Below are 25,248 nucleotides of genomic sequence, written 5' to 3' on the forward strand. Positions count from 1 at the left end.
TTTTGAGTTCAGGCAGTTTCCTCAGCCCAAGGCTCGTCCGATTGGACGCTAATAATATCTTTAGAAAATAATTTCTGAGCTCTGGAAGCAACATTACGAGTTTCCAAAAAGGAATATCCTCCAGAAAGTAAGGATCCAAAAATCGGAAGCCAAAATCCGTTTTTAGGTTTTGCAAACTTCTTCCCTTTGATGAGACCCTTTGCGATCTGATAAGTTGCTTCTTGTAGAAGTTTCCAAGCTATAGGTCGGATCAAGACCCTAGCACCGGCATCTTTAAGAACATTCCTGAAAAATGAGGTCTTGTCATTGAATAAACAATAAGCCATAAGTTCCGGTGTCACCTGATGCTCTTTTCCGTATAAAGCGGCGATGTCTTTTACCAATTTACCTTGGAGCCTTAAGACTAGAATAATTTCGGGAGCCAATGTAACAAGTCCCAAACGTCCTTGGGGGAGGGCAAGAGCCGCGCTCGCCGCTCCGGTTTGGAGAGAAGATTTTTGGGTCAGCTCTTGGATGAGCTCATCTGGCGATCCTATGGTCTTAGCATAGGGGCTACGATAAGAATGAAGACCGGATAAAAGATTCAGTATCTGATCGGAAACTGCTGAAAGAATCGAATTGTAGTTTTCCATGTAGAGGAGTAAGGTACCAAGGCAATGGGATACGGTTTCTATGTTAGACAGACTAGAAAAAATACAACAAAAATACCTCAAAATATCGGACGAACTCACAACTGCGTCCAATCCGGATGATTTAAAACGACTTTATAAGGAACGTTCCCGACTCACTCCCTTATTCGATAAAATTACCGAATACCAAAAATTAATTCAGAACAAAAAAGACGCTGAAGAACTTTTAAAAACCGAAAAAGACGGGGATATGCGCTCCATGTACGAAGAAGAGCGCAAAGAAGCGGAAGAAAGGATCGAAAGTTTAGAGAAGGAGTTGGAAATCCTACTTCTTCCTCCGGATCCGAATTCAGGCAAAAATATATTACTCGAGATACGAGCAGGAACCGGCGGAGAAGAAGCAGGACTATTCGTTTCCGACCTGTTCAGAATGTACACCAAGTATGCGGATAAACAAGGCATCCGTCATGAGATCATAGATTCTTCTCCTACTGGGATAGGCGGATTAAAAGAGATCATCTTTGCGATGGAAAATGATAAGGCTTACGATCTTTTCAAATTCGAAGCAGGAACTCATAGAGTGCAAAGAATCCCTGCAACCGAATCCGGAGGAAGGATCCATACAAGTGCTGTGACCGTCGCAGTTTTGCCGGAAGCAGAAGAGTCCGAGATCAATATTAATGAAAACGATCTGAGAGTGGATGTGTATCGTTCTTCCGGATCCGGTGGTCAGCACGTTAACACCACTGACTCTGCAGTTCGTATCACTCACATTCCGACCGGGATCGCAGTTGCATGCCAGGATGAAAAATCCCAGCACAAGAACAAAGCAAAGGCGATGAGGATCTTGAGTGCTAGGATCTTGGAAAAGCAGGCGGAAGAAAAGAAAGCCGCGGCAGATGCTCTAAAAAAACAGATGGTCGGTTCAGGAGACAGATCCGAAAGAATACGAACTTATAATTTTCCGCAAGGAAGATGTACGGATCATAGGATTGGATTTACTAGTCATAATCTTTCTGCTATAATGGAAGGAGATCTGGATGACCTGATCAATGCCTTAACAGAAGAAGACAGAGTCAAGCGCCTCGCAAATTCACAGACAAATTAGAACCGTTTTAGACTTCTGTTCGTCCAACCGAATAAAGTTGATGTTTCTGCCTAAAATTTTGCGATGGTAATCAGAGTATGATACTAGAGATAGAAGAACCGCATCGAAGGATCTGCGGGGAAAGAATACCATTTGAAAACATACATGCGGTTTCCATGAGCCTTCCGGAAGTCGCCGACGTAATCGGATACGAAGAAAAAAGAACCGAAACTCTTTCCAGATTAAAAGCGGGATATCCTCGTTTTGTAGCTCATGCTTATATAGAAAAAATTTTAGATTATAATAGAGAAACTAAGGGAGTCGACGGCCCTCAATTTATTGTAAACTCCCGCAAAGCCGCTGATCATATCGTTTCATTCTTCCAGGTAGAAGGCACAAGAATTATAGAGGACGAAGGTATTATTACCTTAACCGTACCTTCTCATAAGGAAAACGAATCCAAAATATTGTCCTTCATCCAACATACAGGATGTTTATTATCTTCTCGTAAGGCAGAAGATTACTTATTTAAAAAAGGACTTATCGATTCTATATACAAAGAAGAATCCAGAAAAGAAAAACCTTATGAAACGGTAGAAGCATCATTATCCGCTTTATATCCGGGCAAAAATCTACAGGTATATCTGGCAACTTCCGGAATGAATGCGGTTTATGCCGCTTTTAGAGCATTAGATAAAGTTCGTGCAAAAGAAGGAAAAGATATCTGGCTCAGACTCGGATGGTTATACGTAGATAATATTAGAATATTAGAAAAATATTCTAGAGGCTCTCATATATTCCACGATGTGGTCGATCTAAAAGAATTGGAAGAATTCCTTTCTAAAGAAGGCCATAGAGTAGCCGCAATCCTTACTGAATCCCCTACAAATCCTCTCATCCAAGTTCCTGATTATCCTGAACTCAAAAAACTTTTGGAAAAATATGGAATTCCATTAGTAGCCGATATTTCCGTGGCGGGTTCTGCAGTTGTGGATCTTTCTCCATACGCGGATGTGATCGTCGAGAGTTTGACAAAGTTTGCATCCGGACATGCAGACGTGATGATGGGCGCTTTATTTTTGAATCCTTCTTCTGCATATTTTGAGAAGTTGAAAAAAGATTCTCCTGAATTTATAGAAATTCCTTATATCAGAGATTGCGAACGTATGGCCTTCGAGTTGGAAGGTTATATGGAAAGAGTTAAAGAGATAGGAAAGAATGCAGCTAAACTTGCAAACTTCTTCTCAAATCATCCTAAGATCAAAGCGGTTCATTGGAGTGGTTCGGAAGAAAATCACGGAAATTTTTCCAAGATTGCAAGGGATAAGGATCTGCATTGTGGAGTGATCACGATCGAACCTGGAGTTCCTTTGGAACCATTTTACAATTCTTTAAGATTGTTAAAGGGGCCAAGTTTCGGAACAGAATTCACTCTGAACATGTTGTACATGTACCTGGCTCATTATGAATTAGTTTCTACGGAAGCTGGAAGAGGATTTTTGAAAGAAGTAGGATTAGATCCAAGTCTTATCAGAATTTCTATCGGAAGAGAAAATCCGGATCTTTTAATTGCAGAATACAAAAAAGCTCTGGGGGATTAATCCGCCAGAGCCAAAAATTTGAACGGTTCTAAAGAAGACAATCGTCGGACAATTTATGCCGCAGAACGAATATTTTGTAGTTTGCCACCAGTTTTAATTTCCGATTGTAATACACTTTTATAGAAGATTTGGAATAACCCAAATTTAGAAATTCCTAAAGTATAAATCACTAGGGCGGAAACGATAGCCCCGAGTGTCCAACCCAGTTGATGAATGATCACGCTGGAGATTATTGCAAATCCCAACGCACCTACAAACACAGTTGCTAAAAACGCAATTGTAGAAGCAAAGCCGGAAGGAGATTTTCTGACTGAAAATTCTCCGGCGCCTCCTAATTCCCAACCTTCTTTTTCGATCTTTAGAAGTGAAACGATCAGAACTGGAATTAGGATCACGCCCATTACATACAATGTGATCGCTACATCCGACGTTAACCAGTTGATTGCGGTTCCCCAGGTCCATGTATGGAATTGTTCTACAGACTCTGAAAAAAATCTTTTATAACCGGTTCCGTCCCATCCATGAACTAAGATGAAGAACATTCCAAAATATCCTGCAGGAACTTGTAGATAAGCTAAGAAATTTTTTCCTGCTTCGATCAATTTCCAGACTACCCAGAAACCTAAGATCCCTTGGGAAATATTCGTTAAACCGAATAAAGCCACAAGCCAACCAGGCATTGTCTTATCTCCAGCATGCATTGTTTCCCAACTAGTAAACTGCCAGACAAGATACAAACCTGATGGAGCGAATAATAAACCTAGATAAAGAAGATTCGAGATGAAGTAGGTATTCTTCCAAAATGGGACCTTACCTTTCTCTTCTTTTTTGATGGAAGGGAGAGAACCTGCTGTGGTTTCTCCTGCCTGCAATTTTTTAATTTGGCGAGCTGCGGCCATTGCATAACCGGCTCCCAGGCCGTAGGCCCAAAAAACATCCACTTGAACCATTGGATTCTAAACTCCTCACCTTAATTGAATATAAGAATGACACGTCATTCAGTTTTTGTCAATAGGGGAAACTTAAAAATTTCAAAGAAAAACGTGTTTTACTTTGGGATTGGAATGACGTATCTGTCATTCCGATTGGGTGGGAATTTTCATTAAACAGGGAAATTATGAAAAGAACAATAATAAGCTTAATGTTACTTCTCATCATTCTACTTGATTGTAGATTTTTAGGGGTCGGTTCCGATTCCTTAGAGGATTTGAAAACGAAATATGCGAACTCAGAATCCAAGTTCGTGCAGGTTGGGGATCTGAATATCCATTACAGGGACGAGGGTCAAGGTCCTGTAATTATTCTATTACATGGGGTATGCTCTTCTTTGCATACTTGGGATGCTTGGGCAGAATTATTAAAGTCTCGTTATAGAGTGATCCGCATTGATCTTCCAGGCCATGGACTTACAGGTCCTCCTGAAGATTTAGAAAAGTTAAATCTGGAAGAAGGTGTAGAAGTACTAAACCAATTCCTGGAATATCTAAAAATAGATTCTTTCTATCTGGTAGGGAATTCTATGGGAGGTTATATCACTTGGAATTACGTATTAAAATATCCTAATAAAGTCCAAAAATTGGTATTGATAGATGCGGCCGGATACGCGCAGCCTATGCCTCCTATGATCGCTTTAGGGAGTAACCCGATCGTAAGTCCTTTTGCACGACATATGCTTCCAAGTTTTATGGTAGAAAAAAGTGTAGATGAGGTCTACGGAGATCCTTCTAAAATTACTCCGGAGATTAAAACAAGATACGTGGATCTTTCCAGAAGAGAAGGAAATAGGCAGGCTTATAATTATTTTTTCAGAACTGCTAGAGAGAAGTTCACTGACCCTAAAATTTCAGAAGGGATTAAGTCTGTAAGAACTCCTACATTGATCATGTGGGGCAAGGAAGATCATTGGTTAAAATTGGAATACGCACAAAACTGGACTAAGGATCTTCAGAATTCTAAGTTCATTTCCTACGAAGGAGCGGGTCATATTCCTATGGAAGAAATTCCTGATATTACCGCAAAAGACCTAGTGCAGTTCCTTACTTTATAAAAAGTAACTAACGTTTGCCCATTCCTTCTAACATAAGGGTGGGCATTTCTTCCAGCCAACGTTTTGCAAATTTAGAATCCACTTTTGAAGATAAATTGATCCGTATCCCTTCAAACATCATCGCATTGACTGCTTGAGATGCGATACGAGTATCCAATTCTCTTCTTAAAAATCCTTTTTTCACACCGTTCTTCAGATACAACTCTGTGAGCCTGGCGCTTTTATCAATCCCAAGCTGCACTTTTCTTTTTACAGTTTCATCCAAAGCCATTGCTTCGAAAAAAACGATCTTTGCCTGTCTTGGGTCTTTGCTGAAAAGTTGAAATAATTCCCAGCCGATATTCTTGATCTGGTTTCTGTATTCTTCGATTGAGTTTGATTTTTCGGGACTTTCTTTACGAACCACTTCTAATAGTCCTAGAAGGATCCGGTCTACTAACGCATGTAAGATATCTAATTTATTTTTAAAATAACGATAACAGGTCCCATGGCCTATATTTAATTTTCCGGCTATGTCTGCGATCCCCGCCTCATGATATCCTTTTTCGGAGAATACGTCTAGTGCCGCTTCTAGGATTTGTTCTCTTCTTGCTTCCGCCCTGTTGGCGATCGGACTAGGAGGCTTTGTTCTCATGTTCTCCTTACTCCGATTTGGAGAACTAGTTCGCAAGGAATTTTCCTAATTCGGAAGTTCAAAACGGATTTGGAAACTGGCTCCATGATCTTTTGAACTGGAAAAATCCAATTTTCCCTTTAGCTGTTTTGTCAGGACTTGGACCAAGGTTAGGCCGAAAGAATGAGTTGCGATCGGATTCAATTCGTTAGGTAAACCGACCCCGTTGTCTGAAACTTCTAAAATTACTACATTTTCCTTTTTCTGGAGTCTGACTTGGATCTTTGGTCTTTCATCCGTAGGAGAAAAATTATGAGGGAATGCGTATTTAAAAGAATTTGTGAGTAATTCATTTAATGCAAGTCCGAGCGGAATTGCGATACTGATCTCTAAATGGATAGGATTTGATATCACATCCACTCTTGTTTCCGCTCCGATTTTATAGGCGGACCTGATCTTCTCCGCAAGCCTTTTGGAATATCCTGAAAATTCTACATTTCCCAAATCATTGGATTGGTACAACTCATCATGGATCAGCGCCATGGTTTGGATCCTGTTTTGGCTTTCTGTAAATGCCTCGTGGATTTTAGGATCGTTTTCGTATTCCGACTGAAGATTGAATAAACTGGAGATCACTTGCAGATTGTTTTTTACTCTGTGATGGATCTCTTTCAACATCACTTCCTTTTCTTTTAAGGAAGATTTTAGCTGTCTCTCTGCCTGCTTTTTGTCAGTGATCTCTGTGACAGTAATAATGGTAGAAGAGAATGAATCTTCAAATTCCGGTGCTAAGGACCAACGAATGGATGCTTCGATTTGTTTTCCGTTACATGTGGATAATGTAGTTTCCGTATGAAGTACTCTTGCTCCAAAACGAATTCTGGTCAGAAGTTTTTTGAAATAATGATCATTTCCCTTTCTGAAAAAATTTCTGGCGAGAAATAGGACTTCTTCCTTTGAACTTGCTTCAAATAATCGAACGGATTCCTTATTTGCGTCTACTACACTTACTGTTTCATAACATTCCGAAACGAATTTAGGATTCGTCTTCAGGAATTTAGCGAATTCCTTTGTAGACATCTTAGGTACTTCGCCCAACATTCTTCGTACTTCAGAGTAATCACATTCTAAAATTGCGATCGGAACGTTTTCGAATAAACCTTTATAGATTGCTTCACTTGCTCCTAAAAATCGATATGATCGATCTAGTTCTTGTGTCCTTTCTGCAACCAGATCTTCTAATCTTTTATGGGAGAGATAGATCTCATCTTGCGCATCTACTCTTTCCCTTATTACTGATAAGGCGAGAAGGGAAGCGACCGAGATCGCAGAAAGAAAACTTTGCAAAAGAAGAAGGGACACTTCTTTGGAAGCAGGGAAATTATACGAATCTCCTTGTGCCGTTCCTAAGATAGATATTATTGAAACTATGATGAGTACTAAAGAAGATTCTCTTCCTCCGAATCTAAGAGAAACAAGTGAGATAACAGCGATCAAAAGATAAGAGAGTGGGAAATATGCCGGTATCTGATTGATACTAAAGAAGTAGAATATTCCCCCACCTAATAAAATTAAGAAGGAGACGAGTCCCACACTTTCTTTCCAAGAATGTACTTGGAATCTTGCAACCCTTGGTCCTAACCAACTTAAGAAAAACGGAAAGTATACGAATACCCCTAAAGAATCTCCCATCCACCAAGTGATCCAAGTAGGAAAAAGCGAATTTAAATCCAGGATATTTAAGAGTAGAAGTCCGGAACACGCGATCGTTGCTGCGATAATACAAACTAATGTTTCTATCCAAAGAAATCTAAGAACGAAAGAAGTGTTCTTTGTAAGATCTAGATCAGGAACGAACTTTTTATATAAATAGGCTCCTGTGAAAGATTGTAATGTGCTTCCAATAGCGATGAGTACTGCGGCCCCAAAATAAATGCTTAGATCTTGTCCCGGAATATCTTCATGTCGTATCTGGCAGTTGTATAAAAAGGAACCTGTAAAAATCCCGAAATAAGAAACTCTTCCGAATAATAAAGGAGTGATCAATCCCCAACCGGATGCAGGCCAAATAGGAGAGGCGTAATCCGAAAAAGTCCCGAAGGATTCTCCGAATTTTCCCAAGAGAAAATAAACGGAAGCTACCAGAAGAAATTTAGCGGCAGTTTGAACGAATTTTAGGGATCGAGATAACATTAATCTTAGAATCTTATTCATTTCGCTTTTAGGATTCGGAAGCAGCTGAGAATAAGGTTTTAAGACCTTTTCCAAATGATTTCCGATCTATTTCAAAACTCCAGGAAACCCTTTATTTATTTAGGGGAAGGTTTCTCTGAAGAGGGACGCCTAGTTCTAACGGAGCCGAATGAGATTCTTACTACTAATCGACGAAGTGAAGCAAGGAAATTCTTCTTAGAAATTCAAAACAAGGTCTCCCAAGGATTCCATGTGGCCGGTTGGATTTCCTACGAAGCAGGGGATTTATTTTTAAATCCTGACAATATGGAAGAAGTTTCGGAAGATCCTCTTTTCTGGTTCGGGATTTTTTCCAAACCGAAGGTCTTAAACCCCGCTGAAATTTCGGAATGGGAATCCAAATTTAAGGACAAAGGTTATTCTGCAAAAATCAGATCCGAGATGGATCTTAAAGAATACCAAAAGATCTTTCACAAGATCCGGAACTTTCTCTACGAAGGTGATATTTATCAGGTCAATTTTACATTTCCTTTGGAGATAGAATTAGAAGGTTCTCTCGGAAGATTGTTTTTTGAACTCAGAAAAAAACAGCCTGTTCCATACGAAGCTTGGATACATACCGGAGGGTCCCTCCAGACACAAAGAGATATTCTCTCTTTTTCTCCGGAACTGTTTTGGGAAAGAAAATCCAATCAGATCAGAACTGTTCCGATGAAAGGAACCAGGCCCAGAGGAAAAGATCACGAGGAAGATGAAAGATTGAAATTAGAACTTGCCGGTTCGGAAAAAGACAGAGCAGAAAATTTAATGATCACCGATCTTCTCCGCAATGATTTAGGAAGGATCTCTTTACCTGGCTCTGTTGGAGTTTCTAAACTTTTCTCTATCGAAGAATATCCGACAGTTTTCCAAATGACCAGTGAGATAAGATCCGAACTTTCTTCGGATATAAAATGGACGGATATTTTAGAGGCGTTGTTTCCGGGAGGTTCTATCACTGGGGCTCCTAAAAAAAGATCCTCGGAGATCATTCATAGTTTGGAAAAAAATAGAGGAGTTTATACAGGGGGGATCTTCTATCTGTCTCCGGGAAAAGAAATTTCTTCCATCGCGATCCGTACTCTAGAGTTTTTACAAGATCCTTCCGGACAAAAAAAAGGAAGAATGGGAGTCGGTTCCGGAATTACGATCGGTTCCGATCCGAATGCGGAATGGGAAGAATGTTGGTCCAAGGCAAAGTTTTTGAATAATGCCAAAGAGAATTTTCATATATTCACAACTACGATCTGTAAAAGAAGAAAGATCTATTTTTTAAAAGATCATAAAGAAAGAATGAAAACCTCCGCTAATGAACTCGGATTCGTTTGGAAAGAAGAGGGTTGGGGATCCGTTATTAATGAAATCGCAAGCAAAGTTTCTTCCGACAAAAAATACAGAGTGAAAATTATTCTTTTATCTAATGGAGAATTCCAGTCTGAAGTTTCCGAATTCCATCCAGGCCCTAAAGAGGGGAAGGTTCTGGTTAGCGGAACTTCTACCAATAAAAAAAATCAGTTCTTTTATCATAAAACAAATATCAGAGAACTCTTTTCGGCCGGTTATGAATCTGCTATTTCTAAAGGGTATCTGGATCAGATTTATACAAACACAGATGGTCATTTGACAGAGGGATCCATTCACTCTATCTTCCTTTTCTTAAATAAAGAATGGATCACACCTTCTCTGGAAGAAGGAATTCTTCCCGGAGTAGCCCGCAAACAATGGGTCCGAAAATTGAAAGCAAAGGAAATGAAAATTTCTAAACAAGATCTAAGTCTTGCTTCTAAGATTATTTTAGTAAACTCGCTCAGAGGTATTAGAAGGGTTTCCGGGGTAGATTTCGAATGAGAAGTTTTTTAGGATTGGTTCTTCCAGATCCCATAAAATCGGATCTTGAAAAAATTTGCTTCGGGTTGGAGGAGATCCGCTGGGTTTCTCCCGAAAATTTTCATACTACCTTGGTCTTTCTGGGAGAGTTAAAACCGGAGGAGATAGAAAAAGTTTCGGAGATCTGCGGCCAAGTTTCTGAAAAAAGTTTTTCCCTAGAGATCAAAGGTGTCGGTTTTTTTGGTAATAAATTTCCCGAGATTTTGTATGCGGGTGTAACTCTTTCGGACGAACTGAAAAGGCTTCAAAAAGTTTTAGAATCCACTCTCAGAAGGGAAGGTTTCTCCATCGATAAAAGAGATTATAGACCTCATATAACGATAGGGAGATTCAAAAGAACCCCGGAAAAACGTTTGGATCTTTATTTGAATGAATTCTCCTCTTTCCAAACGGACATAGTTCCAGTGTCGGAATTCCATCTATTTTCTAGTCGCAGCGGAGCGAACGGTCAGATATACTCGGTCGAAGAATCATATCCTCTTCTCTTGGAATAAATGGAAAACCCTAGACAAAATCAATATTCTCCTATTCGGGACTTTTCCGATTTTTTCGCAGATCCTAGACATTCGGTAGAAGAGGTTGTCGGTATTGGCGGAGATCTAAAACCGGATCGCCTTCTTTATGCGTATACTCGAGGAATATTTCCTTGGGCGGATAAACCTCTGCTTTGGTTTTCTTTGGATCCGAGGGCTATCTTTGACCTAAATGTTCTTCATATTAGTTCCAGAGTTCACCGAAGAATTCGCCAAAAAAAATTTACGGTCACATTCAATCGCGCATTTGAACAAGTTATGCGATGCTGTGCATTCAGAACCGAAGAACAAACATGGATAACGGAGAACTTTTTGCGGGGTTTTACCAATTTTCATAAGGAAGGTTATGCTCATAGTATAGAGGTCTGGGACGAAAACGGAAGGTTAGGCGGAGGAGTTTATGGCGTGGCCATCGGTAAATTTTTTGCCGGAGAGTCCATGTTCTCCTTTTTACCTGATTTTGGGAAGATCGGGCTCTACTTTCTATTTGAAGCATTGAAGAAGGATGGCTTCACATTATTCGATACCCAGCAGATGAACCCGGTGACTTTGAATTTGGGAGCGTATGAGATCCCGAAAGATAAATTTTTGGACCGTCTGTCACTCGCTGTAGCAGTTCCGAACAAATGGGTCCCACCAGCGGATGAAATCTGATTTTTCTTTAAAATGCATTTGATTTGTCTCGCAGAACAATAAAATTACGACACAAACCAAAGTTTCTATAGGAAGATCATAATGAACCTATTCAAAAAAATTCTTGTTACCCTTCTTGTGTCTGCAATCGCTCTTTTCGGTTTCACCGGAGTTAGCGCACAAGAGACTACCGGCGATGCTCCTGCAAAGACTGAAGATGCTGGTGCTTCTAAAGCTGAGAAAAAAGAAAAGAAAGCTAAGAAGAAAAAAGGTAAGAAAAAACACCACAAGAAGCATAAGAAAGATTCCAAAAAAGGAAAAGAAGAAGGAACCAAGTCTGACTCTACTCCTGCTCCTGCAGAAGAAGGCGCTGGCGAAGAACAACAGTAATATTTTTCCTTTCGCACTCCGTTCGAGGTCCTCTCGAGCGGAGTTTTCTCTTTTTACATATCTCTTCTTCGATTTTGCACTGCACCTACGCTTTGACTTCTTCTAAAATTTAGTTGACGGGTCATCTTCTCACATTAACGTAAACGCGCTTTATTGAGATAAGCGTAATACACCCCTTCTTCAAAGGAATAACTCCAATGTACAAGAATTTAGCAGACATGTACCTTAAGGCCGCTGAGTCTTATGGGGACAGACCGGCGTTTTGGTCGAAGGATGAAAATAAAGAATATCAATCGACCAACTTTAAACAATTAGTAGATCTAGGTCTCTGTTTATCAGAGGCTTTAATAGATCTAGGTGTGAAGGCCCGCGAACATATCGGAGTGTTAGCGGATAACCGTTTGGAATGGATCATAGTTGATGCGGGAGTTTTACTCTCCGGTTGTGCAAACGTTCCAAGAGGAACTGACGTAACCGATTCTGAGATGGAATATATCTTAACCCACTCCGAAGCTTCCGTAGTTTTCTTAGAAAACGATAAGATGTACGAGAAGTTCCTTAAGAACAAAGCCAAATTGAAAGGCGTTGAAACCGTCATCATTATGGATAAAGATAGCAAAACAAAAGCGAAAGGCGTTTTGCATCTTTATGATCTGATCGAGACAGGAAAAGAGTTAAGATCTAAAGGCGGACACAAGACTGAAAAAAGGATCGAAGGTATCAAACCTGATGATCTATTCACTCTGATCTATACATCTGGAACAACTGGAATGCCTAAGGGTGTAATGCTCATGCACTCCAATATGGCTCACCAGATGGAACATGTTGTTCCTTTGATCCTAAAAAAATCAATTATCCGCGACGACGACAGTATGTTGTCAATTCTACCTGTATGGCATATTTTCGAAAGAGTGGTGGAATATTCTGCGATCTCTCTCGGGATTTCTACTTTCTATACCAAGGTTGCTGACCTAAGAAATGACCTGGCAAAAGCCAGACCTTCTTTTATGGCTTCTGCTCCAAGGGTTTGGGAAAGTATTTATACAGGGATTTACAATAAGATCAACGATCCTAAACAAACTCCTCCAGTTCGTAAATTCCTCTTTAATACAGCTTATCTGTTCTCCAAGAACTATAATGCTGGGGTTCGTTTCCTAACCGGAAAAGAAGTGGATTACGAAAACCGTAATATCTTCCAATCTTTAGCACTTGCAGTTAAGGCGATTGCTCAGGTGATACTGTTCGGGCCATTTACAATTTCTCTGATCAGTGCAGTGGGATATTCTTATATCAAGATGTATAAGCCTGAATTGGCATTTTTAGCGCCGGTTCTTCTTACTATCGCGATTTTAGGGCTTATCTTCAACTTCAAGACCTTGGACACTATCGTTCTTTCCAAAATCCGCCAAGCAACCGGTGGACGTCTGAGAGGAACATTATCCGGAGGTGGAGCTTTACAACGTCACGTAGATAATTTCTTCAACGATATCGGACTTCTAGTATTAGAAGGTTACGGAATGACTGAAAGTGCTCCTGTGATCTCGGTGCGTCACTATGATCATCCGATCATCGGTTCCGTAGGATATATCGTTCCAAAAACTGAACTTCAGTTGAGAGACGATCATGGAAATGTGTTAACTCATATCAATGATCAAAGACAAATTCTTGCCGGTAAGCTTGGAGTAAAAGGTATCGTTCATATCAAAGGGCCTCAAGTGATGAAAGGATATTATAAAAATCCTGAAACCACTAAGAAGACCATTGTAGATGGATGGTTGAATACCGGAGATATCGGGTTCATCAACTACAAACATACTCTAACTCTTACAGGAAGAGCAAAAGAAACTGTGGTTCTTTTGGGCGGAGAAAACGTAGAGCCGGTTCCAATAGAAAACCGTATGGACGAATCTCCTTATATCAAACAATCCATGGTATTTGGTCAGGACCAAAAAGTTTTGGGAGCAATTATTGTTCCGGATCTAGAAGTTCTTCAACCTTGGTTATCTCAAAACGGTATCCAAGCTAAAGACATTAAGGATCTGATCGACAATCCTAAGGTAATCGATTTCTTTAAAAAAGAGATCAGAGAATACAATAGTACTAAACACGGATTCAAATCTTTCGAGTTGATCCAACATGTAGTACTTGCTCAGAAACCTTTTGAGATAGGCGATGAATTAACGAACCTACTCAAAATGAAAAGGCACGTGATTACTGAAAAATACCAAAAGAGAATCGATAAAGTTTATAAATAAGAACTTAGATCCTAATCAGTGTTTTAGAAAATCCCTCGGCCTAATAACCGGGGGATTTTTTTTAATCTAATTTATAAATCCTCGGAAACACTTCTTCTCCCGAAGATAAAATGGCGGGATCATGCATGGTCAGAATTTTTGTCCCGCTCGAAGATAGAACGGAAACATAATCTAAAAATTCCTTATTATTAGGAAGGGAGAAGGTCCCCTCCGAAGAAAGACCCTGGCCCTGTTTGCAAAATTCTACCCAATAACATTCATCTCCTGTGATTAGGAATCTTTTACCCGGAGACTTTAACCACTCTACTGCAACTGAACCTTGGGTATGTCCTCTGGTTAATAAGATCCGAAAATTCTGAAAAACTTCTAAACTCGAATTTATGAATTGGATCTTTCCTGATCTTTCTTTGGCTAATAGTTTAACATTTGTGGATCGATTCTTTTTTTTAAACGAATCCCAATCTTCCGGTGTAATATAAACCTTTGCATTTGGAAAAAGGCCAATTCCTCCCGAATGATCCGAATGAAAATGTGTGAGAATAATCTCTCCGATCATTCCGGATTTAATCCCTGCAGACCTTAAAATTTTATCCGGGGAGATCCAATTATGGACGGTAATTTCAGGAGTTGATATGGAAGAAGTTCCGGCATCGACCAGAATATAACGTTTATCTAATTTTATTAGGTAAAATAAAAATGCGATCTCAGACTCACCTTCCTGTTTATCCGAATTTGTGAGTCGATTTGGATAAAATGATTTTCCGACTAGGATCGCATACAATCCATCCTGCAATTCAGTTGGAGCTACGGAGCCGTAAACTTCCTGACTTGAATTTTTGATTTTTGGGGAAGAAGAAGTCCCGCAATAGAAGAATAAAACTGAAATCAACAGAATGAAAATTTTCAAAATAGAAGCACCAACTGATCTACTTTTTCTTGATTTCCTGACTAGCTCAACGGATTTTTAGTCTAATCATTAAATCTACGGGGACGAATTAGGTTTCGACTGTTGTAGTTTAGATGTGGTGGCATGTAGGGGTGAGGGGCCTCTTAAAAACCTTCAAAACTTTAAACGCTAACAACGAATTAGCACTAGCAGCTTAATCGCTACTACGGAAGAAAGGCTTACTCTCCCGGTGGTTTTTCTTCTGCCTTAAACGGGAGACTTTTTAGATCGGTTTTCGGTTCACGATTTAAAGAGTATTTGGATCGAATAGGAAGGACACGCCTGCTTGTGGGCTAAGGCCTTCCGAGATTTAAAACATAAGACAAACATGTAGAGGCCCCATTGAGGCACAATAGGACCCGGGTTCGAACCCCGGCGTCTCCATTGCAATCTTCCAAATAAAATAAAATCTGAGGGGTTCGAAGCGAGACTGCGTAACGCCGAACCTTTCTTCCAACGCAATCTTTCGTAACTAACAAAACGGGGTGATGGCCTACTATCTTAAGTTATCTAAAAAGGCGCTGACCTTTTTCTCATACTCTTGCGGATTTATTTCCCTCGCAGTTCCATGTTCTCCTCTTTCTAAAATCCAGATTTGTTTCGGACCCAAATACAAATTCGCTAAATCTAAAGTCTGTTGAAAAGGAACTACCTGATCTTCTTTGCTATGAATGAATAAGATCTGCGCAGACTTTGTATTTGCCAAAGAACTTGCAGGGCTGGGAGAAGTTTCAAACTTTCCTCTGATTTGAGTGAGTTTGATCAAAAAATGAGAAAACAAAGCCGGAATATCTTTTGCCGTACCGGGGAATTCTAAGATCAATCTTTCAAAATTATACATTGGATTTTCTGCGATCACCGCGGAAAGTTTGGGCATCTCAGGCAAAGAGATCAGAATGGAAGAGGCTCCCACGGAACTTCCTAATGCGTAGATTCGATCATATCTTTCTGAAAGGTAATGATATACAGACAGCACATCTTTGGATTCTCTATAACCGTAACTAAGTCCCGGTATTAAACAGTTTGCTTCTCCATGACAACCGAAATCGAAACTGAAAACGTCCAATCCTCTTTCCAGAAAGAAACGGATATGTTTTGTCATTTCTCTTTTATCACTTCCTCCTCCGTGGACTAAAAAGATCGCACCTTTTGATTTTCCTTTTCGATTTTCAAAAGTTCCAATTTTCCAAGTCGGAAGATCGAACCCATTTCGGGATGGTATTTTTAGTTCTTCGAATTTGAATTCATTAGAATTCCTTAAATTTCCACAAGATATTCCCCAATGTTTTTCTGTTTCAGGGCTACATGCGGAGAAGTCCTGGTTATCTCTCCAAATGGGGAATAATAACTGGTTGCTTGCGGACCAAATCCCGAAGCTCATAAAAATCGGGATGAGTAGAATGATGGTCAAGATGGACCATAGTAAGATACGTTTCATAAAACCTCTATTTTCATTCTTATATCAATTGAGGTTTCGGAAATTGGACAGTTTTAGAGAATTTTACTTAGGAAAAACCTTCTTTCCAAGTTCGATTCCTAACCGAACGTTTTCGGTCAGTAAATTTGCATTTGTGGTCATTCTTCCTGCAGGAAGTGTTTTTTCAGGAGCTATAATTTCGAAGCGGATCCCTTTGGGTGGATCGTTCAGTATTTCCATGGCTCGATTATAACGATTGTATCTTTGTTCTATAAATGCTTTTCCCATTTCCGGAAATTTAGGAAACGCCAAACTTCCCAACAGAGGACTTGTAGGGGTTAATCTAAAATCCATTGGTTTTGTAAGAATAACAGTTATATCTTTATAACCTGCGGATAATACTGCTTCGACCGGAATAGGATCTAGGACCCCGCCATCAGTATACTTTGAATTTTCCAAAAGACCATATCCTTTGGTGGCGATCGGTAAAGAAGTCGCAGCTCTTAAGAGTGGAAAAAGATTTTGAGAAGTGGCCCTTATATATTCCGGTTGTAAGGTCCTAAAATTACTGAGCACAATATAAAAAGGTACAGTCTTTTTTTGTTTCAGCACTTCTACTTTGATCGGTACCTTCTCTTGGAAAATATGATCTATCAGATAATCTTGGTCTAATATTCTTTTTCCTTTAAAAAGATTCCAAAAAGAAATGAGATGATTTCCTGCTAATTCCTTTCTCCAAATATCCAAGGCTCTTTCGATATCTTCTGAAGAAGGATTCGGTTCCGTAACATAATATGCAGAAGAACAAGAACCGGAGGAGACTGCAACGATCAGATCAAATTCGCTAGGAGGATATATTGGAGCCATAGAGGAGAGGACTCCGCCTGCAAAGGAACCTCTCATTCCTCCGCCTTCTATGATCAGGGCTTTTCCTTTTTTCTTTTTGGTATATTTTGGAAGAGACGACATTGGATGGATTATTTAGAATTTTTAGTACGTTTTCTATACCAAAGCCAAGTAATGACTACAAGGCTGATCAGCGCACCCAAAAATTCCCTTCCTAATTCTATATAAGGTTTTTCGTCGGTCATCTTTGCAGTGATCAGATTTTCATTACCTGTTCTCAACCAATCAAGGAACCCGTCAATGGTCGCCGCGATCTCAATTCCGGCCATACCGATAATCGCATATAATAAAGGAAGTTTATCCTTATCGAGTGCCGCAAGTATACATGCTAGAGAAGAAGTAAAATACAGAAGCATCCAATGAAGTGGATCAGGATCGTTATACTGAACTGCTCCTGCAAAAATGAAATAAGCGGCTAAAAGGAGAGAAACTATTTTAAAGATCATATTTTTGCACCGTTAAATACTAATTTATAAGCCTGGGTTTCTTCGTTGATCCAGCTTTGGTTGAATTTCACTCTTTTTACTTTCCAACCTTTTTCTGTCATCAATTGGCGGAGTTGTTTTTCTCTAAAGACAACCTCTGAGAATACTACTTCTCCCCCATCTGCGATTGCTTGTAACTTTGCCGCAAAGTTTACTGTGTTCCCGAAATAATCTATATTACTATTTAGGTTCACAGCCAAACAAGGTCCCGTATGTAAACTGATACGAATCCTGATGGGAGTCTCGGTATTTTCTTCCGAGAAAAATTCTTGGAGCCTGACGGAAGCTTCTACTGCTGCACTGGGAGAAGGGAAGGCTGCCATCACCGCGTCTCCTATCGTTTTCACAACGGCGCCTTGGAATTCTCTTACTACTTTATAAACTTCTACGAAATGATATCTGACTTCGGAGAATGCACCGGAGTCTCCTTTATTATAATAGAATTTTGTAGAACCTACTATATCAGTGAACAAGATCGTCTGCATTCCGATATCCAATTGTAGATCGGTGGAAAGAGCCTCTTGAGAGAATAGATCTCGGAAGTCTTGAAAATTGAATAGATCAGTCGGCCTAAGACAATCTTGGTCTTCTTTTCTTTCTTCTATCACAAAACCTTTTCTGGAAGAAGAAAGATTTTCTAAGATCAATTTTGGATGATCGGCGATCTCTATCTGTTCCGGAGTCTCGTCGGTTTTCCAGACTAAGGTTTCATTTGGGACTTCTTCTTTAATTTCCAATAGAGAATAATTTTTTTCTCCGTTTACTCGGAGTCTATAAACTCCGGGAGAAAGTAGAAGTTTGGAATTATATGTTTCCCCGGAATCCAAATATTTTTGGAATCTGATATGACTTTTGGTGGCAGGTTCCGCAGCACAGAACATTCTTTTCTGAACTTCTCGGATTGAAGGATGTACATGGAAAGTGATCTCAATAGAATTTAATTGATTTGCTTCGAATTGTATCTCACAAACTTCGCATGTATCTCTTGTAGGAAGATCTCCTAAATGTTGAGCTTCTGTTCTGACTCCTCTACAATGCGGACAAACCACATCCCAGCTCATTGTAAATAGTCCCAATCTACATCCGTGTAAAAATACGAGTAGTAGTTCTTTTTCCGGGATTTTCCACGCTTTAGATAATGATTTGATCCTGATCCTATACAGATCGGATTCATCCGCATCTAAAATATAATTTAAAACTTTATCTACTAACTCTCTAGGTTGTCCTTCTCGAATATATCCAACTCGTATCTGCTGCATTCTTGCGGGGAAGACCGGATTTTTTTCCGATTTGGATTCTTTGATTACACTTAATGCGCTTGGTCCTAACCAACTATAAGATCTTGTTTTGATTAAGTCTTCTACTACTCCTTTTAATCCTTTGGTATATGCTTTTTCGAGTTGTATCATTACGAACTTTAACAGGTTTTTTCCGAGCCAACCTTTAGGAATCCAGCCGAAGTAAACGAATAACCTGGTGGAACTTTCTCCCAATGGATAAACAAGGTATCTTGTTCTTACATAATAAGCGAATCCCTTAGAATAGATCCTGGCATTATTAAGCTGTTTACAATATTCCCATTCCCAAGGAACTTCTTCCCATTCTGAAACGATACCCGCGTTTTTGGACTTACCAAAGAGGCGACCGTTGATCTCCTGAAATTTCATTTCAGGAATATCTATCCTTTTATTAAAAGAAGAAGTGTCTATCAGCCAAGGCCATACTTCTTGGGGAGAAACATCCAAGTCGAATTTCCAGAGCTTTTCAATTGGCTCTCCTAAGGAGGTCCATTTTTCCTCCCAAGGATATTTTTCTAAATAGGTCTGAAGGTCCAGGGTATTCGGATCCAACATATCATTGTAGTAGATGGAATCGATCGCTTGCATCGGTCTCTCCAGAGAGGTGTTAGGAGAATAGAAAAAAATTCCTTCCTCTCTTAGATTATCTTTTCGGCAGTTTTGCAAAAAGAAAAGTGGAATAACCTTATGGGCGAAGATTTCCTTTTTTCCAAATTCGGAGCCAAATTCCGTAACCAAACCGGGATCGGCCAATTGATGGAGGACCTAGGTAATCTTGCTCCAGGAGTCTCCATGTTGGGTGGCGGAAGCCCTTCTTTAATCCCTGAGGTGGAAGAAGTTTGGAGAAAGATCCTGAACAAATTCTCAGAATCTGGAGCCTGGGATTCTATTCTAGGAAAGTATGAAACTCCTACAGGCAAAGAGGAAACATTAGAAATCCTCGCTTCCTTATTAAGATCCGAAACAGGGGCTCCGGTATCTAAGGATCAGATTGCAATTACAAACGGTTCCCAAAATGCGTTTTATCTTTTATTAAATTTTTATTCGGGAAGATTCGAAGATGGGACATTCAAAAAAATATTCTTACCTGTTTTGCCTGAATATATCGGTTACTTGGATCAACCTATAGACCCGGATTCATTTTCTTATTCTTTTGGCAAAGAAGTTGTTACGTCAGATGATGGATTTCGTTACGAGTTGGATCCTTCTTCCTTTGATAAGATAAAGGAAGATCTTGGATGTGTGGTTTTGTCCCGTCCTACAAATCCCACGGGAAGAGTAGCTAAAAAAGAAGAACTACAACAGATACTTAAGTTTGCGAGAAGTCGAAAGATCCCATTCTTATTAGATAATGCGTACGGTTTTCCTTTTCCTGGTATCGTATTTTCAGATGAGAAACTTTTTCATTCGGAAGGAATTATCCAAAGTTTCAGTTTTTCTAAAATAGGTTTGCCCGGAGTTAGGACAGGTTTTGTTTTAGGGGATCCTGAAATTGTAAAAGCATTAAATAAAGCGAATGCAGTTCTAAATTTGGCCGGAGGAAATCTGGGCCAATACATTGCTTTGGAATTTGTAAAATCCGGAGAATGGCTTAAGCTCTCTCGAGACATAGTAAAACCGTATTACCTTAAAAAACGGGAACTTGCAATTTCTTCCATTAGAAGAGAATGGAAGGGCAAATTAAATTATAGGATCCATGAAAGTGAAGGGGCCTTCTTCCTTTGGGTCCAATTCGCAGGACTTCGCAAAAAAATTTCTGAAATATATCCCCTATTAAAAGAAAAAGGGGTCATTATCGTACCAGGTAAATATTTCTATCCTGTTACTAATTCAGGAAATAGTTACGGTGAGGATTCCGTAAGGATTAGTTTCGCCAGAGAAGATTCGGAAATCCAAGAAGGAATACGAAAAATCGGCGAAATTCTAAGTAATTATACGGATTGATCCGATCTAATTTCAGTCGATACCGAGTGGAATAAAATTGTTTCATTCTCTCTTTCTTTTATGGATCTTGGTTGGAAGGAAACGACAGAAAATTTCCTAACTCGGATTGTTGTTCCGATACGGTGCAAAACATGGAAACCTTGGAACAGGAAATATCCTTTGAGGAGCTGGCTTCTAGTCAGAACAAGGCCCCGGACTTGGAGGCCCTGGCACCGGATTATATCTTCTTAAACGACGGAGCTGTTGGACTATCTGCTACTGCTCGTTGTATCCTGGATGAACTTAGAGACTGGCATAAAAAGACCGAAAAACACGGCTCTAAAAGTGTTCACCCATCTTATCTTCTCACCCTGGATAAACTAGGGGAACTTCTGAACAAATATAGGAACTTGAGCGAGCAAGCAAAGTCTCCTCCTTCTATCGATATGGCTCTTCGCCAAGTGATGGATCTAGAAAAGAGGGGAAGAAACAAATCCGCCTTGGTCTATCCATTCTTGGTTCGAAATGGGAACAAGGTTTTAGCTCGGATCTCATTGGCTTCTCCCCAAAAAGAAGCTAAGACTGACGTTACTCCTTATAGAAAGGCATGTTTTTCTTTTTCAGAAGAAACAATCGATCTGATCTTAAATAATAGAGCTAAGAAGCCGAGAGCTTTAGAAGAAGATCGTCCTGGAGCGATGCTTCTTCATAAAAACAAAAGCGGACAGATCTGGTTATATCCGAAACTTGCTTCTTTACAATCTGAGATGGCAAGTCTTCTAAGACGTGGTTTCCAACCTTATAGTTATATTCCTATGAATGATTTCCTCGCCGACTTTGCAAACTATGCAAAGAATAAGGGCGCAGTAGTAGAGATCCTTCCTGATTATCATTTGATCTTGGATGATCTGCAACTCAATCCGGACGGTACTTATGTAAACCAACCGGAAGTGATCGCACATTATAGGGCGCAAAGTGATGCTTTGGAAGTATTTGCTCTTACTTATCTTAAACAACTTGCGGAAAGAGCAGGATACAATTTGTTTCGGGCTCGTATCCAAGATTTTGAGACTCTACATGGAAATGCGGAACCTGGCAAAAAACAAAACAGCGAAAAGGTAGAAGCGCTCATCCAACTTGTAGAAGATTTTCCTTTTGATAAGGAAAAAGACGATCTTGGAAAAAGGGTAGCAGAGACCTGCCAACAATCCATTCGAGTCATTCGAAAATTGATCCAAGAAAAAGCCTTATTGAGTGAAAGAAAGATAGAAGGTGCCTTCAAAAGTTTGAAGAACCGTCTGAATATCCAAGTTAAAGATCATTCTCAAAACAATTTAACCTTATATAGATTCATACCCGAAAAACGTTTGGATGCTGTAGGTATCTCAGACCCTGAACTTGTTTCGAAATATACGAATGAGATCGTTGCAGACTTAAAAACCAAATTCGGTTTGAAAGAAACCAAAAGAGAAGATGGAACCACCGAAGTTTATGTGGTAGATCCGGGTTATATGGCTGCGGTTTTACATAAGTTAACTGCTGATGCGAAAATTAGTCCCGCTGCAGAAAAAGAACTCACCATAGCCAAAGAGATCCATGCTTCCTTACTAAGTTCCAAGAACCCGGCACTCAACTCCATGCTCAAAGCGGATTACGTAGTAAAACTACAACAAGACGCAGCCTTAATGGAAAGAGAAGTAGAGGATCGTCAAAAAAGCGAGGCACTCGCTAAGAAGTTCAATTTGTCCATGGGACTTTTAGGTTTTGTGGGTACCATGCTCTTCTTCTTGATTGCGAGCGTTCACTTTAATGCTGCGGGCGTGATCTTGGTTGGACTTCCTGTAGGACTTGTGATTGGCGGACTACTCGCCGTATTCTTTAGAGATAGAGAAAAATCGGATATTGGTCCTGGTGGAGTTCCTAAATCTTCCGGTGGTGGAGGATTTGCTGCGAGTTATTCCGGAATTTCCACAGTTAGTGATTATTATCCGAGTGGCGATGATGAGGATGCTGACGAACATTTCGGAAAGGCAGAAAGCCCTAAAGAAAAGAAAGTAAGCCTGATCGCAAAAGGTGCGGAACGTTTTGTATTCCCGAATCGATTTACTAAAATCCAAGATAAGATCCACGATTCCAAGTCTATGCGCAAAAAGATCTGGGACAATATAGATAATATTCGCCAATCAGTAGCTCATCTAAGAACTGAATCGGATGACGATAAGGTAGCATCTACAGTAGAGTATGCACTCCTTCAAAACTCCGCTACGATTGCAATACCGGATGAGATTGTTCCGGTCGGAATGCCAAGCACTATCATTTTAAGCCATACGGATCTAAAGGCTCCTTTGATCAGAGACCAAATCTCCGAATTTTTAAGGAACGAAGCTCAAAAGAAAAAATACGACAAAAAGCTCGTTAAATATTATACTTTCTTAATTAATACGATAGAAGTGGAATATTATAAATATCTTCCTAGCCGTAAAAAGAAATAGGGAAAACCTATGCCTGAACTTCCGGATCTGGTTATCATTCGAGAGCGTCTTTTAAAAGAACTTCCAGGCGAGATAATTCAAGAGATAGAGATCTTAGATCCTCTAGTAGTTCGCAATCTTAGCGGCGGAAAATCGGAAACTTCTTTTATAGGCTCTACCTTTGAAAGTTTAGAGAGAACAGGACCTTTTCTGAATTTTAAATTCGGTCCTAGAAATATAGTCATCCATCCGATGCTTGCCGGCCGCTTCTCCTTAGATCCAAAGTATAAAAAAAAGGACTTAGCGGTTCGGATCAAATTCCAGAATAAGATCCTGAATTATGCGGATGATGTGCATATGGGGAAGGTATATTTTACCGAGCCTGAATACTTTTCCCAGATCCCGAAGTTTACGGACCAAGGAGTAGACCTTCTTTCCGAAAAATTTACCCAGGAAGAATTTTTAAAAAAAATGGAGAAGAATCGGCAGCAAACCCGTGTCTTTCTCATGGATCAAACCAAACTCAGCGCCCTCGGCAATGCATATGCCGACGAAGTACTTTTTGATTCTAAGATCCATCCCAAGACTCCATGTAATAAACTTTCGGAAGAAGAAAAGATACAACTCTATCAGAGTATCAAATCCGTCTTAAATGATTCTATAGATTATATCCGTAAGAAGCAGGCGCCTCTGGATTTTAAAGTCCGCGACCATGTGAAGGTTCGTAATCGAAAGAACGAACCATGTCCTCGCTGCGGAACCACAATTCGCAGGGCAAATGTTTTGGGTCACGATTCCTTCTTCTGTCCCAATTGCCAGAGAGTGCCTGGAGAACAGTTCATAGATTGGAATAAAACCTTCTGAACCAGGAATAAATCGCGCTTGACAGTACAAGCAAATTTTTCAAACTGTCCATAGATTCTCGGTGATTATAGAGAGAGGGTCACACCCGTTCCCATCCCGAACACGGAAGTTAAGCCTCTCATCGCTAATGGTACTGCATGGTTCGCTGTGTGGGAGAGTAGGACGTTGCCGGGTTGCCATTATTTATTCCATTATATTTAATAGTGAAAATCCGCTAAAGAAACGGATTGACCCTCGGTTCTCCGGAAAAAATGTAAACCGGTAAGACTTACCCAGGGTCTTAAAACGCAATCTTAGAGATACAGGGAACCATATGAGAAGAACATACCAACCCAGCCGGATTAAACGTGCCCGTACCCACGGATTCCGCGCCAGAATGGCGACTGCCGGCGGAAGAAAAGTCCTTTCCCGCAGAAGAGCTAAAGGCCGTTACAAGCTGACCGTTTCTGACGAAAGAACTGGTAAAAAATTCTAACGAACCCATATAGAAGAGACACTTACATCCAAGAAGGATATCCGGGAACTTTTTGCTTCCGGAAAACGGGTAACCAATCCTCCTCTCACGGTGATTTATCGGGGAAACGGCCTGGAACAAAACAGGTTTTTATACTGCCCTGAACGTTCGGTCGGAAAGGCCGTTCGCAGAAACCGGATACGGAGAAGATTAAGAGCCGCCGTGGCCGAAACGGCAGGCTTTTTTCCAAAGGGTTTCGATATCGCGATACTTGCGAAACCGAGCCTATTCGAAAAAGATCATACCGAACTTCTGGCTTGTTTGGGTCTATTAGCTCGTAGATTAAAATGAACCGACTAGCCATCTTTCTGATCCGATTTTATAAACGTTGGATCTCACCTATTCTTCCGCCTTCCTGCAGATTTCATCCAAGCTGTTCTGAATATGCAATGCAGGCTTTCCAAGAATATGATTTCTTGTCGGCGACTTTTCTAAGCACTAAACGAATCTTAAAATGTAATCCACTATTCGCCGCTGGCGAAGACCCTTTACCACCCAACCCTAGAAGGAATTAGGA

At 40.1% G+C, this 25,248-nt stretch carries 23 protein-coding genes, 1 rRNA gene and 1 other RNA gene; 16 read left to right on the plus strand and 9 right to left on the minus strand.

Features of this window, described 5'->3' with window-relative positions:
- Positions 1-8: 8 nt before the first annotated feature.
- Positions 9-632, minus strand: coding sequence for a hypothetical protein (locus EHO58_RS02965; RefSeq protein WP_135627804.1), 624 nt, complete (start codon positions 630-632; stop codon positions 9-11).
- A gap of 40 nt (positions 633-672) precedes the next feature.
- Between EHO58_RS02965 and prfA the strand changes: the two genes are divergently transcribed.
- Both prfA and EHO58_RS02975 read left to right on the plus strand, forming a co-directional pair.
- A complete protein-coding gene (gene prfA, locus EHO58_RS02970; protein WP_135678526.1) occupies positions 673-1,737 on the plus strand; it encodes a peptide chain release factor 1 in 1,065 nt (354 codons plus the stop codon).
- Positions 1,738-1,814: 77 nt separating this feature from the next.
- On the plus strand, positions 1,815-3,317 hold the full coding sequence (locus EHO58_RS02975; RefSeq protein ID WP_135678528.1) for an aminotransferase class I/II-fold pyridoxal phosphate-dependent enzyme: 1,503 nt from the start codon (positions 1,815-1,817) through the stop codon (positions 3,315-3,317).
- 53 nt (positions 3,318-3,370) lie between these two features.
- On the opposite strand, the gene EHO58_RS02980 is transcribed toward EHO58_RS02975, so the two are convergent.
- Entirely contained in the window at positions 3,371-4,267 is an 897-nt protein-coding gene (locus tag EHO58_RS02980; RefSeq protein ID WP_135678530.1) for a hypothetical protein, read from the minus strand.
- Between the two features lie 167 nt (positions 4,268-4,434).
- Between EHO58_RS02980 and EHO58_RS02985 the strand changes: the two genes are divergently transcribed.
- Positions 4,435-5,364 carry an alpha/beta fold hydrolase gene (locus tag EHO58_RS02985; RefSeq protein ID WP_244241044.1) on the plus strand — a complete coding sequence of 310 codons (930 nt, stop codon included), beginning with the start codon at positions 4,435-4,437 and terminating at the stop codon, positions 5,362-5,364.
- Positions 5,365-5,371: 7 nt separating this feature from the next.
- Here EHO58_RS02985 and EHO58_RS02990 read toward each other — a convergent pair whose 3' ends face one another.
- Together EHO58_RS02990 and EHO58_RS02995 are read right to left on the minus strand one after the other, a co-directional pair.
- On the minus strand, positions 5,372-5,998 hold the full coding sequence (locus EHO58_RS02990) for a TetR/AcrR family transcriptional regulator (protein WP_135678532.1): 627 nt from the start codon (positions 5,996-5,998) through the stop codon (positions 5,372-5,374).
- A gap of 45 nt (positions 5,999-6,043) precedes the next feature.
- Complete coding sequence (locus tag EHO58_RS02995; protein ID WP_244241045.1) at positions 6,044-8,170, minus strand: histidine kinase dimerization/phosphoacceptor domain -containing protein; 2,127 nt, start codon at positions 8,168-8,170, stop codon at positions 6,044-6,046.
- A gap of 252 nt (positions 8,171-8,422) precedes the next feature.
- Here EHO58_RS02995 and pabB point away from each other — a divergent pair, with 252 nt between their 5' ends.
- The 5 genes from pabB to EHO58_RS03020 all read left to right on the plus strand — a co-directional run bounded on the left by pabB (position 8,423) and on the right by EHO58_RS03020 (position 13,907).
- Positions 8,423-10,057, plus strand: a complete 1,635-nt coding sequence (pabB, locus tag EHO58_RS03000) for an aminodeoxychorismate synthase component I (protein ID WP_244241046.1) — start codon at positions 8,423-8,425, stop codon at positions 10,055-10,057.
- Positions 10,054-10,590, plus strand: coding sequence for an RNA 2',3'-cyclic phosphodiesterase (gene thpR / locus EHO58_RS03005; protein WP_135678538.1), 537 nt, complete (start codon positions 10,054-10,056; stop codon positions 10,588-10,590). The genes pabB and thpR overlap by 4 nt, the downstream gene beginning before the upstream one ends.
- Before the next feature lie 33 nt (positions 10,591-10,623).
- The gene (gene aat, locus EHO58_RS03010; protein WP_167483187.1) at positions 10,624-11,283 is read left to right on the plus strand and encodes a leucyl/phenylalanyl-tRNA--protein transferase; all 660 of its coding nucleotides are present in this window, start codon (positions 10,624-10,626) and stop codon (positions 11,281-11,283) included.
- An 81-nt stretch (positions 11,284-11,364) separates the two neighbouring features.
- Positions 11,365-11,652, plus strand: a complete 288-nt coding sequence (locus EHO58_RS03015; protein WP_100722490.1) for a hypothetical protein — start codon at positions 11,365-11,367, stop codon at positions 11,650-11,652.
- Between the two features lie 197 nt (positions 11,653-11,849).
- Positions 11,850-13,907, plus strand: coding sequence for an AMP-dependent synthetase/ligase (locus EHO58_RS03020; RefSeq protein WP_135627796.1), 2,058 nt, complete (start codon positions 11,850-11,852; stop codon positions 13,905-13,907).
- Between the two features lie 61 nt (positions 13,908-13,968).
- Here EHO58_RS03020 and EHO58_RS03025 read toward each other — a convergent pair whose 3' ends face one another.
- The gene (locus EHO58_RS03025; RefSeq protein WP_135678542.1) at positions 13,969-14,814 is read right to left on the minus strand and encodes an MBL fold metallo-hydrolase; all 846 of its coding nucleotides are present in this window, start codon (positions 14,812-14,814) and stop codon (positions 13,969-13,971) included.
- Positions 14,815-14,893: 79 nt separating this feature from the next.
- Between EHO58_RS03025 and ssrA the strand changes: the two genes are divergently transcribed.
- Positions 14,894-15,240, plus strand: a transfer-messenger RNA (tmRNA) gene (gene ssrA / locus EHO58_RS03030).
- 109 nt (positions 15,241-15,349) lie between these two features.
- On the opposite strand, the gene EHO58_RS03035 is transcribed toward ssrA, so the two are convergent.
- From EHO58_RS03035 to EHO58_RS03050, 4 genes are all read right to left on the minus strand, one after another.
- Positions 15,350-16,291 (minus strand): alpha/beta hydrolase, encoded by a 942-nt coding sequence (locus tag EHO58_RS03035; RefSeq protein WP_135678544.1) that lies wholly within the window; start codon positions 16,289-16,291, stop codon positions 15,350-15,352.
- 63 nt (positions 16,292-16,354) lie between these two features.
- The gene (locus tag EHO58_RS03040) at positions 16,355-17,239 is read right to left on the minus strand and encodes a patatin-like phospholipase family protein (protein WP_135678546.1); all 885 of its coding nucleotides are present in this window, start codon (positions 17,237-17,239) and stop codon (positions 16,355-16,357) included.
- An 8-nt stretch (positions 17,240-17,247) separates the two neighbouring features.
- Positions 17,248-17,622 (minus strand): transmembrane 220 family protein, encoded by a 375-nt coding sequence (locus tag EHO58_RS03045; protein ID WP_135627792.1) that lies wholly within the window; start codon positions 17,620-17,622, stop codon positions 17,248-17,250.
- Entirely contained in the window at positions 17,619-19,547 is a 1,929-nt protein-coding gene (locus tag EHO58_RS03050) for an adenylate/guanylate cyclase domain-containing protein (protein ID WP_135678548.1), read from the minus strand. Before EHO58_RS03050 ends, EHO58_RS03045 begins: the two co-directional genes overlap by 4 nt.
- A 99-nt stretch (positions 19,548-19,646) precedes the next feature.
- Here EHO58_RS03050 and EHO58_RS03055 point away from each other — a divergent pair, with 99 nt between their 5' ends.
- From EHO58_RS03055 to yidD, 7 genes are all read left to right on the plus strand, one after another.
- Positions 19,647-20,903, plus strand: a complete 1,257-nt coding sequence (locus EHO58_RS03055) for a pyridoxal phosphate-dependent aminotransferase (RefSeq protein ID WP_135678550.1) — start codon at positions 19,647-19,649, stop codon at positions 20,901-20,903.
- A gap of 131 nt (positions 20,904-21,034) precedes the next feature.
- On the plus strand, positions 21,035-23,374 hold the full coding sequence (locus EHO58_RS03060; RefSeq protein WP_135627789.1) for a hypothetical protein: 2,340 nt from the start codon (positions 21,035-21,037) through the stop codon (positions 23,372-23,374).
- A 9-nt stretch (positions 23,375-23,383) separates the two neighbouring features.
- Positions 23,384-24,217: a DNA-formamidopyrimidine glycosylase family protein gene (locus EHO58_RS03065; RefSeq protein ID WP_135678552.1), complete on the plus strand. Its 834-nt coding sequence runs from the start codon at positions 23,384-23,386 to the stop codon at positions 24,215-24,217.
- A gap of 57 nt (positions 24,218-24,274) precedes the next feature.
- Positions 24,275-24,391 (plus strand): 5S ribosomal RNA (gene rrf, locus EHO58_RS03070).
- Positions 24,392-24,530: 139 nt separating this feature from the next.
- The gene (gene rpmH / locus EHO58_RS03075; RefSeq protein ID WP_020769764.1) at positions 24,531-24,692 is read left to right on the plus strand and encodes a 50S ribosomal protein L34; all 162 of its coding nucleotides are present in this window, start codon (positions 24,531-24,533) and stop codon (positions 24,690-24,692) included.
- 9 nt (positions 24,693-24,701) lie between these two features.
- Complete coding sequence (gene rnpA, locus EHO58_RS03080) at positions 24,702-25,022, plus strand: ribonuclease P protein component (protein ID WP_135678554.1); 321 nt, start codon at positions 24,702-24,704, stop codon at positions 25,020-25,022.
- The gene (yidD, locus tag EHO58_RS03085) at positions 25,019-25,246 is read left to right on the plus strand and encodes a membrane protein insertion efficiency factor YidD (protein WP_135627786.1); all 228 of its coding nucleotides are present in this window, start codon (positions 25,019-25,021) and stop codon (positions 25,244-25,246) included. Before rnpA ends, yidD begins: the two co-directional genes overlap by 4 nt.
- Positions 25,247-25,248 lie beyond the last annotated feature (2 nt).

The sequence above is a fragment of the Leptospira selangorensis genome (assembly GCF_004769405.1).
Lineage (GTDB): Bacteria > Spirochaetota > Leptospiria > Leptospirales > Leptospiraceae > Leptospira_B > Leptospira_B selangorensis.